Origin of the sequence: Hamadaea tsunoensis DSM 44101 (assembly GCF_000428945.1) — a bacterium.
Taxonomy (GTDB): Bacteria; Actinomycetota; Actinomycetes; order Mycobacteriales; family Micromonosporaceae; genus Hamadaea; species Hamadaea tsunoensis.
In genome coordinates, this window is the sequence record NZ_AUAX01000001.1 from 210,883 (window position 1) to 226,461 (window position 15,579).

Sequence of the window (15,579 nt, forward strand, 5' to 3'; positions counted from 1 at the left end):
CGGGTGACTGTTCGCGTACGCTTCGCACCCTCCCCGACGGGGATGTTCCATGTCGGCTCGGCCCGGTCCGCCCTGCACAACTGGGTGGTGGCCAAGCAGTCGGGCGGCACCTTCGTGCTGCGGATCGAGGACACCGACGCGTCGCGGAACCACCCCCGGTGGGTGGACGGCATCGTGCGCGCGATGGAGTGGCTCGGCATCGACGGCGACGGTTACGAGGGCCCCTACTTCCAGTCCTCGTACGCCGGCGAGCACACCAAGGCCGCCCAGCAGCTCTTCGACGCGGGCAAGGCGTACTACTGCGACTGCACCCGGGAGACGCTGGAGCAGCGTACGGGCAACAAGTACGGCGGCTACGACGGCTTCTGCCGCGACCGCGGCCTCGGCCCGGGCGACGGCCACGCGCTGCGCTTCCGCACTCCCGACGAGGGCGTGACGATCGTCAAGGACCTGGTCCGCGGCGAGCCGACCTTCGAGAACAACCTCATCGAGGACTTCGTCATCGCCCGCGGCGACGGCTCGGCGGTCTTCCTGCTGGCCAACGTGGTCGACGACATCACCATGGAGATCACCCAGGTGATCCGGGCCGAGGAGCACCTGCCCAACACGCCCAAGCAGCAGATGCTGTGGGAGGCGCTCGGCCACACCCCGCCGGTCTGGGCGCACGTGCCGATCATCGTCAACGAGAAGCGGCAGAAGCTGTCCAAGCGCCGCGACAAGGTCGCCCTGGAGATGTACCGCGACGAGGGCTTCCTCGCCGAGGCGATGCGCAACTACCTGATGCTGCTGGGCTGGGCGCCGGCCGGCGACCGCGAGATCGTGCCGTGGTCGGTCGTCGAGGAGGAGTTCAGCCTGGCCGACGTCAACCCGTCGCCGGCGTTCTTCGACGTCAAGAAGCTGACCGCGTTCAACGGCGAGTACATCCGGGCGCTGCCGGTCGAGCAGTTCATCGAGCGCTGCCGGCCGTGGCTGACCGGCCCGTTCGTCGACGCCGAGGAGAAGGGCGAGACCGGTTTCGGCATCACGCCGCCGCCGTGGGCGCCCGAGGCGTACGACCCGGCGGTGTTCGCGGCCGTGGCCGAACTGGCCCAGACCCGTATCGCGCTGCTCGCCGAGATCGTGTCCTACGTGGACTTCTTCTTCCTGGACGCCCCCGTCGTCGACGAGGCGGCCTGGGCGAAGGCCGACCTGACCCTGCTGCCGGACGTGATCGCCGCGTACTCCGAGGTGGACTGGAACGCCGAGGCGCTCAAGGAGTCGCTGCTGGCCGTCGGCGAGCAGCGGGGCCTCAAGCTCGGCAAGGCCCAGGCCCCGGTACGCGTCGCCGTCACCGGCCGGTCGGTCGGGCTGCCCCTGTTCGAGTCGCTGGAAGTGCTGGGCCGCGAGCGTACGCTCGACCGGCTCCGGGCGGCGGTCGCCCGCGCCTGAACGGTCGTGTTTGCACCGTTGTGCAATCGTGACCTGATACTCGCAACGCAAGCAAGCTCCCAGGTGTCTTCTGGTTCAGGCGCGGGAAAAGGTCGTCATGCTCCCGCGTCTGGTCATCCCTCACCGGTCTTCATCACACAACGGGGCTCACATGGTTCGCACGGTGGCTCGTCGCCTGCTCACAGGTGGCGCGGTCGTCCTCGCAGTCGGGGTGTTCGCCCTGGCCGGCGGGTCGGCCTGGGCCGGACCAGGTCCGGCGGGGTACGCGGCGGCGCCCAGCGCGCCCGCCGCACCGACGTCGGCCACGATCACGGGCGAGGGGCTCGACGGCCCCCTGACCGTGTCGGCCGACACCAACGAGGACGCGTTCGACAACCTGATCACCGAGATCGACTACCTCGCCACCTACCCGAACGTCCTCACCGCCCCCAAGCCGGACAAGCTCGGTCCGAAGTACACGGTCGTCGTCAGCTTCGGCACGGTCGCCCGCCAGCAGTACGACCTCTACCCGCTCGCGGCGGGCGGACCGAAGGCGTACCGGCCGGCGGCGCAGCCGGACAAGCACAAGACGACGGCCGCGTGGATCTACGGCCGGCTCACCATGCCGACGACGCTGCGCGGTGTCGGCGTACCGGTGGCCGGGGGCGCGGTCGGCGGTGGCGGTGGCGGCGTCGTGCAGAGCACCAAGGCGGCGGCCGCCGACATCGGCGAGGTCATGGGTGAGTGGCGCCGGGTCGTGGCGCTGAACGGGGCGATCGTCGTGCTCATCGCGGCGGGCCTGTTCGGCATGGCGTTCCTCATCCGCCGCAAGATCTGACCGCCGTCCCCCCACCTCGACGATCTTGCGCGAATGTACCGGCATTCCGGGCATAACCCCCGGATTTCCGAGCACTCGCGCAAGATCGTCGGGGTGGGGGCGGGGCGCATTACTCTGTTCGCCATGTCACCCCGGACCCCTCGTACCGCGTTCGCGCTCGCCGTGGCCGCCCTGCTGTTCGCCCTGACCGGCTGTATGAAGATCGACGCCCAGCTGACCGTGGGCGCCGACGACACCGTCAGCGGCACGATCGTCATGGGCGTCGACAAGCGCCTCGCCGGGCTCACCGGCCAGACCGAGGACCAGCTGGTCGCGAGCATGGGCCTCGACACCGCCAAGCTGCCCACCGGCGCCACCGTCGAGAAGTACGCCGACGACGGCTTCGTCGGCCGCAAGATCGTCTTCTCCGGTACGCCGCTCAAGGACTTCACCGGCACCGGCGACAAGGACACGTTCTCGATCGTCCACTCGGGACACGAGTACGTCTTCAACGGCGTGGTGAACCTGAGCCTGGTCCAGCTGGACAACCCGGCCGTGAAGCCGTTCGCCGACATGTTCGGCGTCACGTTCGCGGTCACCTTCCCCGGCAAGGTCATCGAGCACAACGGGGAGCTGAACGGGCGTACCGTCACCTGGAAGCCCAAGGCCGGCCAGAGCTACGCCATGCGGGCCCGGGCCGAGGAGCCCACCAGCACCGCGTGGATCCTGCCGGTCGTGCTGTCGGGCGTCGGCGTACTCGCGGTGGTGGCGATCGTGCTCGTCGTGCTGGCCGGCCGGCGTCGTCGCGTACGCGCGGGAGACGGCTCGCAGGTCGCGGAGAAGGCGGACGCGACGCTGGCCGAGCCGGACACGAGCGATCCGTGGGCGGCGACCGAGGCGCGCCGGCCCGAGGAGAACGCGGAGCAGGCCCCGCAGGGCGCGCCAGTGGGAACCGACCGGGACCGGACGGGGATCGTGACGCAGGCGCGGCCCGACGAGCCCACCCAGCCGGCGGTCTGACCGAGCGAGCGAGGGCGGCGCGTACGCAGCGTGACATGCTGTGAGGCATGACCGACGTGCCCGCCCTCGCCGCCTCGCTGAAGCGGATCGAGCGCGCCGCGGGTACGCTCGCCACCGCCAGCGTGGCCCGGATGGACGAAGTCCTGCCCTGGTTCCGGGGCATGCCCGCCGACCAGCGCGCCTGGGTCATGCTCGTGGCCCAGTCCGGCGTGCAGTCGCTGGTGGAGTGGCTGCGCGGCGACCAGGGCGCCGGCAAGCAGCAGGTCTCGGACGAGATCTTCGACGCGGCCCCCCGCGCGCTGGCCCGCATGATCAACCTGCAGCAGACGGTGGCCCTCATCAAGGTGACCATCGACGTCGTCGAGGAGCAGGTTCCCGCGCTGGCCGAGCCCGGCGAGGAGAGCGCGGTCCGCGAGGCGATCCTGCGCTACTCCCGCGAGGTGGCCTTCGCCGCCGCCCGCGTGTACGCCCGCGCGGCCGAGACCCGCGGATCCTGGGACGCCCGGCTGCAGGCGCTGCTCGTCGACGCCCTGTTGCGCGGCGACTCCTCCGACGTCCTGGCCAGCCGGGCGGCCGCGCTCGGCTGGTCGGACGCGCCCCCGGTGGCGGTGACGGTCGGCCGGTCCCCCGGCGGCGAGGCTTCGGCCGTGCTGCACGCCGTGCACCGGCTCGCCCGGCGGGTCGGCGTCGAGGTGTTCGGCGGCGTCCACGGGGACCGGCTGGTCCTCGTCCTCGGCGGCGCGCCCGATCCGCTCGGCACCGCGGAGAAGCTGTCCGGCGGGTTCGGGGACGGCCCGATCGTCGTCGGGCCGGCCGTGCCCTCCCTGGACGAGGCGAGCACCTCGGCCCGCGCCGCCCTGGCCGGGTTCCGGGCGGCCGCCGCCTGGCCCGCCGCGCCCCGCCCGGTGGCCGCCCAGGACCTGCTGCCGGAGCGAGCGCTCGCCGGGGACGCCGACGCCCGGCGCACGCTGCGGCAGGAGATCTACGGTTCGGTGCAGCGGGCCGGCGGCGAACTGCTGGAGACCCTCGACGCGTTCCTGACCCACGGCGGCGCGCTGGAGGCGACGGCGCGGGCGCTGTTCGTGCACCCCAACACGGTGCGCTACCGGATGCGGCGGGTGGCCGAAATCACCGGGTACGCGCCGCTGTCGCCCCGGGACGCGTTCGCCCTCCGGATCGCCCTCGCGCTCGGCCGGCTGGAGCCCGGACATGGCGTCTGAGCTGCGTAAACAAGGCGGGCTACAGTTCACCCGTGGGACCCGTGTGCGACATCGTACGTCTATCTTTGTGGAGACCATACAAAGGCATCGGTAGGATTTGGTGGCGCGCGTCAACGACGTCGCCCTGAGTGATCCTTCAGGGTGGAAGGCGTGCTCGCCGTTCTTTCTCCCGGCCAGGGTGCTCAGAAACCCGGCTTCCTGACCCCGTGGCTCGCCCTCGACGGCGTCGAGGACCAGCTGCGCTCGTGGTCCGCGCTCGCCGGCGTCGATCTCGCGTACCTCGGCACCGCCGCCGACGCCGACGAGATCAAGGACACCGCTCGCACCCAGCCCCTGCTCACGGCCGCCGCCCTGATCGCGGCGACCCGGCTGCGGCTGCCCGCGACGTGCGTCGTCGCCGGCCACAGCGTCGGGGAGCTGGGGGCGGCCGCGGTCGCCGGCGCGCTCACGCCCGAGGACGCGGTGGCACTGGCCGGCGTACGCGGCCGCGAGATGGCGGCCGCCTGCGCGCTCGAGCCGACCGGCATGGCCGCCGTCGTCGGGGGCGACGAGACCGAGGTGCTCGCGGCGATCGCCGACAACGGGCTGTTCCCGGCCAACCGCAACGGCGCCGGTCAGATCGTCGCGGCCGGCCCGGTCGGCGCGATCGAGAAGCTGGTCGCGGCCCCGCCCGCCAAGGCCCGGGTGATCGCCCTGCAGGTGGCGGGCGCCTTCCACACGCCCTTCATGGCACCGGCCGAGCAGGCGCTTTCCGCGTACGCGGCCGGCATCGTGCCCGCCGACCCGGCCCGTACGCTGCTGTCCAACCTCGACGGCACGGCCGTGACCTCCGGGACGGAGCTGGTCGGCCGGCTCGTCCGCCAGGTGACCGCGCCCGTGCGATGGGACCTCGTGATGGCCTCGCTCGCCGGTCTCGGGGTCACCGCCGTGATCGAACTGCCCCCGGCCGGTACGCTGGCCGGGCTGGTCAAGCGCGCCGTCAAGGGGCTCGAGATCGTCACCGTCAACTCGCCCGACGACCTGGCGACGGCCCAGGACCTCATCCAGCGCCACGGCACCGAAGGAGCGTCCGCCTGATGGGCAGCAAGATCGTCTCGCTCGGTCACTACCAGCCCTCCCGGGTCGTCACGAACGACGACCTGGCGCAGATGGTCGACACGAACGACGAGTGGATCCAGTCCCGCGTCGGCATCAAGGAGCGGCGCGTCGCCGACACCGAGACCGTCGCCGACATGGCCGCGATCGCGGCCGAGAAGGCGCTGGCCGGCAGCGGCCTGCACGCCGACGACATCGACCTGGTGATCGTCGCGACCTGCTCGTCGGCCGACCGCAGCCCCAACGTCGCCTGCCGGGTGGCCATGAAGCTCGGCCTCGGTACGCCGGCCGCGTTCGACGTCAACACCGCCTGCTCCGGCTTCTCCTACGCGCTCGCGCTCGCCGACCAGGCCATCGGGGCCGGGGCGGCGCGGCACGCGCTCGTCATCGGCGCCGAGAAGCTCTCCGAGATCACCGACTGGACCGACCGGTCGACCTGCGTCATCTTCGGTGACGGGGCCGGCGCGGCGGTCGTCAGCCGGACCGCCGACGGCGAGGAGCCCGGCATCAGCCCGGTCGTCTGGGGCTCCGCGCCGGGCGACGCGATCAGGATCGAGAGCTGGCGCCCGTACATCACCCAGGAAGGCCAGGCGGTCTTCCGCTGGGCCACGACGGCCATCCCGCCGATTGCCCGCGAGGTCTGCGAGAAGGCCGGCTACGAGCCCGCCGACATCGCCGCGTTCGTGCCCCACCAGGCCAACCTGCGCATCATCGAGCCGGTCGCCCGCAAACTCGGCGTGGTCAACGCCGTGATCGCCCGCGACATCGTGGAGTCGGGCAACACGTCCGCGGCGAGCATCCCGCTCGCGCTCTCCAAGATGGTCGAGCGCGGCGAGATCAAGGCGGGCAGCCCGGTCCTGCTCATCGGGTTCGGCGGTGGCCTGACCTACGCCGGTCAGGTCGTCCGCTGCCCCTGACCCCCCTACGCTCGGATTGGCCGACTGGCCGGTTCCGTGTCCACCATGATGAAGGGAAAGACATGACCCGCGAAGAGATCACCGCCGGCCTCGCCGAGATCCTCGAGGAGGTCGCCGGGGTGAACCCGGAGGACGTGTCCGAGGAGAAGTCGTTCACCGAGGACCTGGACGTCGACTCGCTGTCGATGGTCGAGGTCGTCGTCGCCGCCGAGGAGAAGTTCGGCGTGAAGATCCCGGACGACGAGGTGCAGAACCTCAAGACCGTCGGCGACGCCGTCAACTTCATCCTGAAGGGCTGAATCCTCCCTTGTCTCGTCGTGACGTAGTCGTCACCGGGCTCGGCGCGACGTCCCCGCTGGGCGGGGATGTCGCGTCCACCTGGGACGCCATGCTCGCCGGTCGCTCCGGGGTCAGGCCGCTGACCGATGAGTGGGCCGCGCAGTTGCCGGTGCGGATCGCGGCCAAGGTCGCGGTCGACCCGTCCGAAGTCCTCGACCGGGTACGCCTGCGCAAGCTCGACCGGTCCGAGGCGCTGGCGCTCATCGCCGCGGCCGAGGCATGGAAGGACGCCGGGCTGGCCGACGCCGGCCTGGACACCGAACGGCTGGCGGTCGTCGTCGGCTCCGGCATCGGCGGCGCGCAGACGCTGCTCGCCCAGGACGACATCCTGGAGGCGTCCGGGCCCCGCCGGGTCAGCCCGCACACGGTACCGATGCTGATGCCGAACGGTCCCGCCGCGTACGTGGGGCTCGATTACCGGGCGAAGGCCGGCGTACACGCGCCGACCAGCGCCTGCGCCACGGGTGCCGAGGCGATGGCCTGGGGCCTGGACATCATCCGGTCCGGCCGGGCCGACGTCGTCATCGCCGGCGGCACGGAGGCCGTGATCCACCCGCTGCCGATCGCCGGGTTCGCCTCGATGCGGGCCATGTCGACGCGCAACGACGACCCCGAGCGGGCCTCCCGTCCCTGGGACAAGGGCCGCGACGGCTTCGTCCTCGGCGAGGGTTCCGCCATCGTCATCCTGGAGTCGGCCGAGCACGCCGCGGCGCGCGGGGCACGCGTACACGCGGTGCTGGCCGGGGCCGCCATGACCTCCGACGGCTACGACATCGTCCAGCCGCATCCGGAGAGCGAGGGCGGCGGCCGGGCCATGCGGGCGGCGCTGCGCGACTCGGGCCTGACCGGCGCGGACATCAAGCACGTCAACGCGCACGCCACGTCGACCCCGGTGGGCGACATGGCCGAGGTGTTCGGCGTACGCCGGGAACTGGGCGACCACCCGGTGCTGACCGCGACGAAGTCGATGACCGGTCACCTGCTGGGCGCGGCGGGCGCGCTGGAGACGATCGCGACCGTGCTGTCGGTCCGCGACGGCATCATCCCGCCGACGATCAACCTCGACGACCCCGACGACGCCCTCACCCTGGACGTGGCCATGCACAAGGCCCGCCAGATGGACGTCCCCGCGGCGCTGAACAACTCGTTCGGCTTCGGCGGGCACAACGTCGCGCTGATCTTCCACCGCGCCTGAGGCAGGCCCTACTCCGCCTCGGCGCACGCACTCCTCGGCAGGCCGTTCACCGCGACCGGTGAGCGGCCTGCCGCTTTCTGCTTGCCGGCGAGCACCGCCGCCAGCCCTTCCAGCGAGTACGCGCTGGAGCTGTACGTCGCCAGCAAGGTCGGGGACGGCGAGTGCGCCAGGATGCCGGGCAGGTCCATGGCCACCGTGATGTCGGCGTCCTTGCGCAGATCGGGGGCGGCGTCTCCGTAGCCGACGAGGTGCACCACCGTGCCGCCCTTCGCCACCACCTGGACGCCCTGCTGGACGAGCGCCCGGGCGAGCAGGTCCTGGCTGGCCTGCCGGCCGTCCGAGGCGCTGATCGTGACCGGGCCGGTGACCAGCGGGCCGCCGTCGCAGCGCCCCTTGAGGATCGTCACGGCCGCCGCCGCGAGCGGCGCGACGGTGCTCTTCGCGGCGGTCGTGGCGAGCTGATCGGCGGCCGGCTGCGGCGTGGCCGTGACCGCCTTCTTCAGGTCGAGCAGGCGACGGACCGAGGCGCGCAGCAGGTCGCGCGGCAGCTGCCCCGACTTCAGCGCGTCCAGGATCCCCTGGTACGCGCCGACCGGGTCCGGCGGCATCAGCAGCAGATCGTTGCCGGCGAGCAGCGCCCGGACGGCCGCCTCCCCGGACGGCCACCGCATCGCGGGGCTCATGTTGAGCGCGTCGGTCACGACGACGCCCTGGTAGCCCAGCTTCTCGCGGAGCAGCCCGGTCAGCACCTTCGACGAGAAGCTCGCCGGTACGCCGGGATCGACCGCCTGCACGTCGAGGTGGCCCGACATGACGAGCCTGGCGCCGGCCGCGATCCCGGCCTGGAACGGGACGAGATCGGTCTTCTCCAGCTCGGCCTGCGACTGGTCGAGCCGCGGCAGATCGGAGTGGCTGTCGGCGGCCGGCCGGCCGTGCCCCGGGAAGTGCTTCAGCGTCGCCGCGACACCGGCCGACTGGAGACCGCGTACGGCGGCGGAGGCCTGCTCGGCGACGCGCTCCGGTTCGTCGCCGAACGAACGCGACCCGATGACGCCCGAGGCGCCCTGCACGTCGGCGTCGGGCGCGAAGTCCACGTTGACGCCCATGGCGGCCAGCTCCGTCCCGGCGACCTTCCACGCGGCCTCGGTCAGCTCCGGCTGGTGGGCGGCCCCGGCGGCCAGCGCGCTCGGCAGCACGGTGACCCCCGACTTCACCCGGGTCACCACCCCGAACTCCTGGTCGGTGGCGATCAGCAGCGGCTGGGCCGACGCCTGGCGCAGGCCGGCCGTGAACGCGCGTACCTGGGCGGCGTCGACGATGTTGGCCGTGTTCTTCGCCGTCGGGTCGCCGGCCTCGAAGCCGACCAGCACGACGCCGCCGAGGTGCAGCTTCTGGACCAGCTGCGCCGGGGTGTCCACGCCCGCCAGCTTCTGGTTCGACCGGGCGGCCCCCTCGGAGACCTTCGTGGCGCCCTGGCCGTACGCGTACGGCATCAGCACCTGGCCGGCGAGCTCCTCGTCGGACATGGCGGCGACGGGATCGGCCGGATCCGCCGAGGCGGCCGGTTCGTCGGGGGCGGTGCCGCAGGCGGCACCGGAGAACAGAAGGAGACCGACCAGGAGGACTGCTGCCGTACGCCGCATTCCAGCGATCTCATCACACGGGGGACCCGGCCGCCACTCTGGCGCCGCCGCGCCGCCGCGAATCGGTCCCAGATCACCCGGCCCGCTGGGTGAGCAGCGTGAACGGCGCCCCGTCACCGGCCCAGCGGTACGGCTCCAGTTCGGCGTCCCAGGCCGAGCCGAGCGCCCGGTCGAGGGCCTGGGACAACGCTTCCGGCGTACGCGCCTGGGCGACGAGCGTACGCAGCATGTCCTCGCCGAGCTGGATGTCACCGGCGGCGCCGGCCGTCGCGCGGTGCAGCCCGCGGCCGGGCACGTGCATGTAGCGCTCGCCGTCGACGCCGGGGCTCGGCTCCTCGGTGACCTCGAACCGGAGCATGTTCCACTGGCGCAGCTCAGCGGCGATCTCGGCGGCGGTACCCGGGCGGCCGGTCCAGCCGCACTCGGCCCGGCGGGCACCGGAATCGACGGGTTGCAATGTCCACTCCAGGCTGACCGGGGCCGCCAGGACACGGGCTATCGCCCACTCGACGTGAGCGCACACGGCGAGCGGGGTCGAATGGACGTATACGACGCCTCGCGTGGGCACGGTGACCTCCCGGTGACGACAGGTGCGTCTTCCCCTACGACCTGGCGCCTGTGGGCGGTAATGCCCCCTTTATGGGTGTCTGAGACTGATGTTGACGACGGGTCCATGATGACGCCTGAGGCCGACGAGACGCCAGAGAATCGGAAAACTCACCGGAGATTCTGCCTCTTGTCCCCGCCTTGTCCCCGTCGTATGACCGTGACTTGGGCCGGACCGGGTCCGGACGCTATATTGGGTGATGGCCCGCGCGTCGGGCCCCTTTTCTGCTGGGCTGGCGACCAATCGGCGCCGGCACAGCGTCAGAAGACTGCCAAGCTTTAAGACTGCCAAGGAGTAGCCCGGTGGCGAGTAGCACCTCGAAGACCGCGCGCGCGTCCGTCCGGGCCGGTGAGGCCAAGGGCGGCGCGCTCAGCGTGCTCGGTGAGTTCAAGTACATCATCCCGCTCAACAGCGGGAAGCACGTCTACGTGCGGAACCTCACCAACGGCAAGACCACGCACCTGAGCACCACCTCGGACGCCTTCGTCGAGGAGATCCGGGCACTGGCCGCCGCCGGCCACGGCGCGAAGATCCGTGCCGAGCTGGTCGCCCTGGAGTCGACGCACCCGCGCGACGGCTGGGCCGCCACCGAGAAGCGGCTGGCCGACGCCGGCGTCTTCGGCGAGGCCTGATCCTCGCCGCGAGCACACGAAAGCCCCCCACCGCATCCGGTGGGGGGCTTTTCCATCTCCGCCCCCGCCCCGCCCCCGCCCCGGCCCCGGCCCCGCCCGCGAGGCCGCAAGGCCGTGAGTCCCGGCGATCTTGCGCGAATGTACCGGCATTCCGGGCATACGCCGCGAAATTCGGGGCATTCGCGCAAGATCGTCGGGAACTGGCCGCGTCGGCGGACGGGCCGTGTCGGGGACTGGCCGTGTCGGGGGACGGGCCGTGTCGGGGAGGGGTCAGATGAGTTGGACGATGCCGGTGTCGAGGTCGTAGACGGCGCCGACGACGCGTACGGGCGGGTCGGCGGTCAGGGATTCCTTGATCCCCTCTTCGATCTTGAGCAGCTCCACCGTCCGCTGCACGTGGATGCGCAGCGCCCGGGCCTCCACGTCGGGCTCGTCCAGCCCGGCCGCGAGTACCGACGGCGCTATCTCGTGCACGAGGTAGCCCAGGGAGCCACGCGGCTTGCGGCCCGCGCGCAGCGACTGCACCGTCGCCGAGATCGCTCCGCAGCGCTCGTGCCCGAGCACCATCACCAGCGGTACGCCGAGTTCCTGCACCGCGAACTCGACGGAGCCGGCGATGGCCCGGTCGAGGACGGCGGCGCCGGAGCGCACGACGCAGATGGAGCCGAAGTTCTGGTCGAACACCGCCTCCAGCGGAACCCGGGAGTCGATACAGCCCACGACGACGGCGTAGGGCTGCTGGCCGCCGGAGGACGCGGCGGCCGCCGCGATCTCGTGGCCGTACTGGGGCTGCCCGGCCACGAATCGGCCGTTGCCCTGCAGAAGTTCGGCGAGCGCCTCGGACGCTCCGCGAGGGCGTACGCCCGGCGAAGACGGCGTCGCGGTCGGTGACTGCGGCGTCATATGCCCATGCTCGGGCAGATCTCCCGAACGCGAAAGAGAATGACGGAATACTGCGACTCTGATCACGGAAAAACTCCGGTCATGAGAAAAGTCCGGTCGGGGGAATCTTGGGGGATGTCACCCATGGCCCGCACCTGACGGCCTCGGCTAGCCTCGACGCGACAGGTAGCAGCCGGGAGGGGCGATCGGTGGGACACGTTCAGGACTGGCTGGCCGGATTCCCACCTGCCGTGATCTACCTGTTGGTCGGCTTGATCATCATGATCGAGAGCATGGGCATCCCGCTGCCGGGCGAGCTGGCGCTCATCGGCGCGACCCTGCTGACCGCGGCCGGCACCGGCAATCCCGTCTATGTCGCCATCGCCGCCTCGATCGGCGCCATCGTCGGCGACTCCATCGGGTACGCGGTCGGCCACCGGGGCGGCCGGCCGCTGCTCGTCCGGGCCGGCAAACGGTTCCCCAAACACTTCGGACCCGCGCAACTGGCCAAAGCGGAGGCAGCCTTCGGCCGGTGGGGCGTCTGGGCGGTGTTCTTCGGCCGGTTCGTCGCCCTGCTGCGGATCCTTGCCGGGCCGCTGGCGGGCGCGCTGCGCGTACCGTATCCGAAGTTCCTGATCGCGAACGCGGCCGGCGGCATCGTGTGGGCCTCGGGGACCGTGGCGCTGGTGTACTTCCTGGGTGAGGCCGTGGAGAAGTACCTGAAGGACTTCTCGTGGATCGCGCTGGGCGTCGCCGTGCTGTTCGGGCTGGGCACGACGTGGTGGTTGAAGCGCAAGGCCCACCGGCAGGTGGCCGACGGTGACGATGACGACACAGTGGTCGCGACGACGGGCCGCGACCACTAAGCTTTGACGGCATTAATTCGCAGCCCTCCGGGCGCGAAGGCGCGAGCAGCCGGGAGCCGCATGTCCGAGACGCCAGTCAGCCCGCTCGAGCAGGAGATCGCTGTCGAGCAGCGGCACGTCGATCGGGTGTACACGCAGCTCGGGCGCGATCGTGAGGCGGTCACCCGGCTGGAGAAGGGCGGGTACGGCCTGGCCGGAGCCGGCGTGCCCGGTTCCCTGGTCGACCGCGACGCGATGGTGTTCCACGCGGCGCGGCGCCGGTCGGTGCTCGACGCCGAGCACGAGGGACTCGTCTTCGGGCGCCTCGACCTGCTCGACCACAAGGTCGCCCGCTACGTCGGCCGGATCGGCGTACGCGAGGAGGGCGTCGTCGGCGACGACATCGAACCGCTGGTCGTCGACTGGCGCGCCCCCGCCGCCGAACCCTTCTACCGCGCCACCGCCGCCCAGCCGCTCGGCGTCATCCGCCGGCGCATGATCCAGTCCTCCGGCGAGAAGGTCACCGGCATCGAGGACGACCTCCTCGATCCGGAGGCCGCCCCGCCCGGCATGACCGTCATCGGCGACGGCGCCCTGCTCGCCGCCCTCTCCCGCGCCCGCGGCACCGGCATGCGCGACATCGTCGCCACCATCCAGCAGGAACAGGACGTCGCCATCCGCGCCCCGGGCGGCGGCGTCACCGTCGTCGAGGGCGGCCCCGGCACCGGCAAGACCGCCGTCGCGCTGCACCGCGCCGCGTACCTGCTCTATCGCGACCGCGCCCGGTTCGCCGGCGGCGGCGTCCTCATCGTCGGCCCCTCCCCCGTCTTCGTCTCCTACATCTCCGCCGTCCTGCCCTCCCTCGGCGAGGAGAGCGCCACGCTCCGGTCCCTCGGCGAGATGATCGACGGCGTACGCGCGACCCGCGAGGAGCCGGCCGCCCTGCACGCGATCAAGGGGTCGGTGCGGATGCGCAAGGTGCTCCGGCGGGCGGCCGAGGACGCCGTCCCGGACCAGCCTCAGGGCCTGCGTATGCGTTTCCGGGGCGGCTGGCTCGAACTGCCGGCCCGCGAGGTCGAGCAGCTGCGCCGGCAGATCGTCCGCGGCCAGCGCCGCAACGAGATCCGCGGCCGCGCGTTCGGCGCCGTCCTCGACACGCTGTGGAAGCAGGCGCAGCCGAACCTGCCCGGCTGGGAACAGTCCCGGTTCGACGAGGAGATGACGGAGAACGAGGACTTCCGCACCTTCCTCAAGCGCTGGTGGCCGTATGTGCGCCCGCTCGACGTCCTCTCCTGGCTCGCCGACCCCCGCCGCCTGTCCTGGTACGCCTCCGGCATCCTGTCGGCCGCCGAGCAGAGCCGCCTCGCCGCCGCCGTACGCCCCGACGAGCTGTCCATCGACGACATCGCGCTGCTCGACGAACTCGACGAGCTGATCGGCCGGCCACCGCGACGCAAGCGCCGGACGAACGGGGGCGGATACCGCGTCATCGGCACCCGGGCCTCCGGCCAGGAGAAGGTGGCAGACCGCACCGACTACCGCGACTACGCCCACATCATCGTCGACGAATACCAGGACGTCACGCCGATGCAGTGGCGCATGGTCGGCCGCCGCGGCGAGATCGCCAGCTGGACGATCGTCGGCGACCCCGCCCAGACCGCCTGGACCGGCGACCCCGGCGAACCCGGCCGCGCCCGCGAGGCCGCGACCGGCCGCCGCGAACGGCACCAGTTCGCGCTCACCACCAACTACCGCAACCCCGCGGAGATCTTCGAGGTGGCGGCGGCGGAGATCCGGCGTATCGCCCCGAACCTGCCGCTGCCCCGGGCCGTCCGATCCACGGGGGTATCCCCGGTGGCCTTGTCCGTCCCTCGGTCCGAACTGCGGTCCGCGGTCGTGTCGGCGGCAACCGCGTTACTGGACGAGGTGGACGGGACGGTCGGGGTCATCACCCCCGAGGGCAGGACACGGGACGACGCCCGGAACTGGCTGCCGGAGAACAGCCGCCTCCAGGTCGTCACCGGGTTGGAAGCCAAGGGGATGGAGTACGACGGGGTGTTGGTGGTTTCTCCTGCCCGGCTCCGGGAGGAGTCGGGGGTGCGGACGTTGTATGTCGCGCTGTCGCGAGCTACTCAGCGGCTCACCACCATCGAAATCGCGTCGTAGCGTTCGTCGGCGAGCTTGCGATAAATATAAGCTAGACTTATATTTGAGCAGTGTGGGAGGTCAGCCTTCATGCAGAGGTCGAGGCATGGTTCCTCGAACTCTGCGACGCCGACCCGGCGACCGCTGACCTCGTCGCCGAAGCGATCGACCTACTCTCCGAGCAAGGCCCGGCACTCGGACGCCCGCTCGTCGATCGGATACAGGCCAGCAGGTTCCACAATATGAAGGAGCTCCGTCCAGGGTCGGCCGGCGCGACCGAGATACGCCTGCTGTTCGCGTTCGATCCGCACCGCGAAGCGATCTTCCTCATCGCCGGCGACAAGTCCGGGCAGTGGAAGAAGTGGTACCAGTCGGCCATTCCCATCGCCGACAACCGGTATGAAGAGCACCTGACCCAGTTGAAGGAGGAGCAGCCATGAGTACGCCGTCCAACTGGCGCGAAGTCAAGGCCAAGGCTCGCGCCGCCGATCCGACCTGGGACAGTGACGAACGCACCAGCCGACGAGCCCAGATGCGTGAGGAAATGCTCGCGTCCGTCAGTGGCGCGCAGCTGGCCGAAATCCGTAAGCAACTGGGCATGACGCAGACCCAGCTCGCCGAATCCGCGGGTATCTCGCAGGCACGGGTCAGCCAGATCGAGAACGGTGTCGCCACCAGCCTCGAATCACTCCGCGCCTATGTCATGGGCCTGGGCGGCCACCTCGACATCGTGGCCCGTATCGGCAATATCCAGCTGAACATCGCCTGACGCCGATATCACGTCAGGTCCGAAAGCAACCGCCTCCACTCAGCGG

Annotated in this window: 15 protein-coding genes and 1 pseudogene; 13 read left to right on the forward strand and 3 right to left on the reverse strand. The window is 71.4% G+C overall.

Features of this window, described 5'->3' with window-relative positions; translation table 11 throughout:
• Window positions 1–3: 3 nt before the first annotated feature.
• From gltX to fabF, 8 genes and pseudogenes are all read left to right on the forward strand, one after another.
• Entirely contained in the window at window positions 4–1,428 is a 1,425-nt protein-coding gene (gene gltX, locus G401_RS0100965) for a glutamate--tRNA ligase (protein ID WP_027341023.1), read from the forward strand.
• 151 nt (window positions 1,429–1,579) lie between these two features.
• Window positions 1,580–2,245: a hypothetical protein gene (locus G401_RS0100970; protein WP_027341024.1), complete on the forward strand. Its 666-nt coding sequence runs from the start codon at window positions 1,580–1,582 to the stop codon at window positions 2,243–2,245.
• Between the two features lie 123 nt (window positions 2,246–2,368).
• Window positions 2,369–3,244 (forward strand): LppM family (lipo)protein, encoded by an 876-nt coding sequence (locus G401_RS0100975; protein ID WP_157545164.1) that lies wholly within the window; start codon window positions 2,369–2,371, stop codon window positions 3,242–3,244.
• A 47-nt stretch (window positions 3,245–3,291) separates the two neighbouring features.
• A complete protein-coding gene (locus G401_RS0100980; protein WP_027341026.1) occupies window positions 3,292–4,464 on the forward strand; it encodes a PucR family transcriptional regulator in 1,173 nt (390 codons plus the stop codon).
• A 150-nt stretch (window positions 4,465–4,614) separates the two neighbouring features.
• A pseudogene (locus G401_RS0100985) lies at window positions 4,615–5,517 on the forward strand (ACP S-malonyltransferase); the annotation flags it as partial.
• Between the two features lie 20 nt (window positions 5,518–5,537).
• On the forward strand, window positions 5,538–6,476 hold the full coding sequence (locus tag G401_RS0100990; RefSeq protein WP_027341028.1) for a beta-ketoacyl-ACP synthase III: 939 nt from the start codon (window positions 5,538–5,540) through the stop codon (window positions 6,474–6,476).
• A 62-nt stretch (window positions 6,477–6,538) separates the two neighbouring features.
• Window positions 6,539–6,775: an acyl carrier protein gene (locus G401_RS0100995; protein WP_027341029.1), complete on the forward strand. Its 237-nt coding sequence runs from the start codon at window positions 6,539–6,541 to the stop codon at window positions 6,773–6,775.
• An 8-nt stretch (window positions 6,776–6,783) separates the two neighbouring features.
• Window positions 6,784–8,010: a beta-ketoacyl-ACP synthase II gene (gene fabF, locus G401_RS0101000; protein WP_027341030.1), complete on the forward strand. Its 1,227-nt coding sequence runs from the start codon at window positions 6,784–6,786 to the stop codon at window positions 8,008–8,010.
• An 8-nt stretch (window positions 8,011–8,018) separates the two neighbouring features.
• Here the strand turns inward: fabF and G401_RS42625 are convergent, their stop codons facing one another.
• Window positions 8,019–9,653, reverse strand: a complete 1,635-nt coding sequence (locus tag G401_RS42625; RefSeq protein WP_034590372.1) for a glycoside hydrolase family 3 protein — start codon at window positions 9,651–9,653, stop codon at window positions 8,019–8,021.
• Between the two features lie 73 nt (window positions 9,654–9,726).
• Window positions 9,727–10,221 (reverse strand): DUF3145 domain-containing protein, encoded by a 495-nt coding sequence (locus G401_RS0101010; RefSeq protein WP_027341031.1) that lies wholly within the window; start codon window positions 10,219–10,221, stop codon window positions 9,727–9,729.
• Window positions 10,222–10,562: 341 nt separating this feature from the next.
• Between G401_RS0101010 and G401_RS0101015 the strand changes: the two genes are divergently transcribed.
• Window positions 10,563–10,892: a hypothetical protein gene (locus tag G401_RS0101015; protein ID WP_027341032.1), complete on the forward strand. Its 330-nt coding sequence runs from the start codon at window positions 10,563–10,565 to the stop codon at window positions 10,890–10,892.
• Between the two features lie 270 nt (window positions 10,893–11,162).
• Here G401_RS0101015 and G401_RS0101020 read toward each other — a convergent pair whose 3' ends face one another.
• Window positions 11,163–11,795 (reverse strand): carbonic anhydrase, encoded by a 633-nt coding sequence (locus G401_RS0101020; protein WP_027341033.1) that lies wholly within the window; start codon window positions 11,793–11,795, stop codon window positions 11,163–11,165.
• Between the two features lie 188 nt (window positions 11,796–11,983).
• On the opposite strand from G401_RS0101020, the gene G401_RS42630 reads away from it, so the two are divergent.
• From G401_RS42630 to G401_RS0101040, 4 genes are read left to right on the forward strand one after another with little or no spacing between them, the layout of a single operon-like run.
• A complete protein-coding gene (locus G401_RS42630; protein WP_051365975.1) occupies window positions 11,984–12,640 on the forward strand; it encodes a DedA family protein in 657 nt (218 codons plus the stop codon).
• Window positions 12,641–12,700: 60 nt separating this feature from the next.
• Window positions 12,701–14,785 (forward strand): HelD family protein, encoded by a 2,085-nt coding sequence (locus G401_RS0101030; protein WP_027341034.1) that lies wholly within the window; start codon window positions 12,701–12,703, stop codon window positions 14,783–14,785.
• A 50-nt stretch (window positions 14,786–14,835) separates the two neighbouring features.
• Window positions 14,836–15,204, forward strand: coding sequence for a type II toxin-antitoxin system RelE/ParE family toxin (locus tag G401_RS0101035; protein WP_027341035.1), 369 nt, complete (start codon window positions 14,836–14,838; stop codon window positions 15,202–15,204).
• Complete coding sequence (locus G401_RS0101040) at window positions 15,201–15,533, forward strand: helix-turn-helix domain-containing protein (protein ID WP_027341036.1); 333 nt, start codon at window positions 15,201–15,203, stop codon at window positions 15,531–15,533. Before G401_RS0101035 ends, G401_RS0101040 begins: the two co-directional genes overlap by 4 nt.
• Window positions 15,534–15,579: the final 46 nt, after the last annotated feature.

Coding starts and splice junctions, on each gene's coding strand:
- G401_RS0100970 (WP_027341024.1), top strand. CDS start 1,580: ATGGTTCGCACGGTGGCTCGTCGCCTGCTCACAGGTGGCGCGGTCGTC.
- G401_RS0100975 (WP_157545164.1), top strand. CDS start 2,369: ATGTCACCCCGGACCCCTCGTACCGCGTTCGCGCTCGCCGTGGCCGCC.
- G401_RS0100980 (WP_027341026.1), top strand. CDS start 3,292: ATGACCGACGTGCCCGCCCTCGCCGCCTCGCTGAAGCGGATCGAGCGC.
- G401_RS0100995 (WP_027341029.1), top strand. CDS start 6,539: ATGACCCGCGAAGAGATCACCGCCGGCCTCGCCGAGATCCTCGAGGAG.
- G401_RS42625 (WP_034590372.1), bottom strand. CDS start 9,653: ATGCGGCGTACGGCAGCAGTCCTCCTGGTCGGTCTCCTTCTGTTCTCC.
- G401_RS0101020 (WP_027341033.1), bottom strand. CDS start 11,795: ATGACGCCGCAGTCACCGACCGCGACGCCGTCTTCGCCGGGCGTACGC.
- G401_RS0101030 (WP_027341034.1), top strand. CDS start 12,701: ATGTCCGAGACGCCAGTCAGCCCGCTCGAGCAGGAGATCGCTGTCGAG.
- G401_RS0101040 (WP_027341036.1), top strand. CDS start 15,201: ATGAGTACGCCGTCCAACTGGCGCGAAGTCAAGGCCAAGGCTCGCGCC.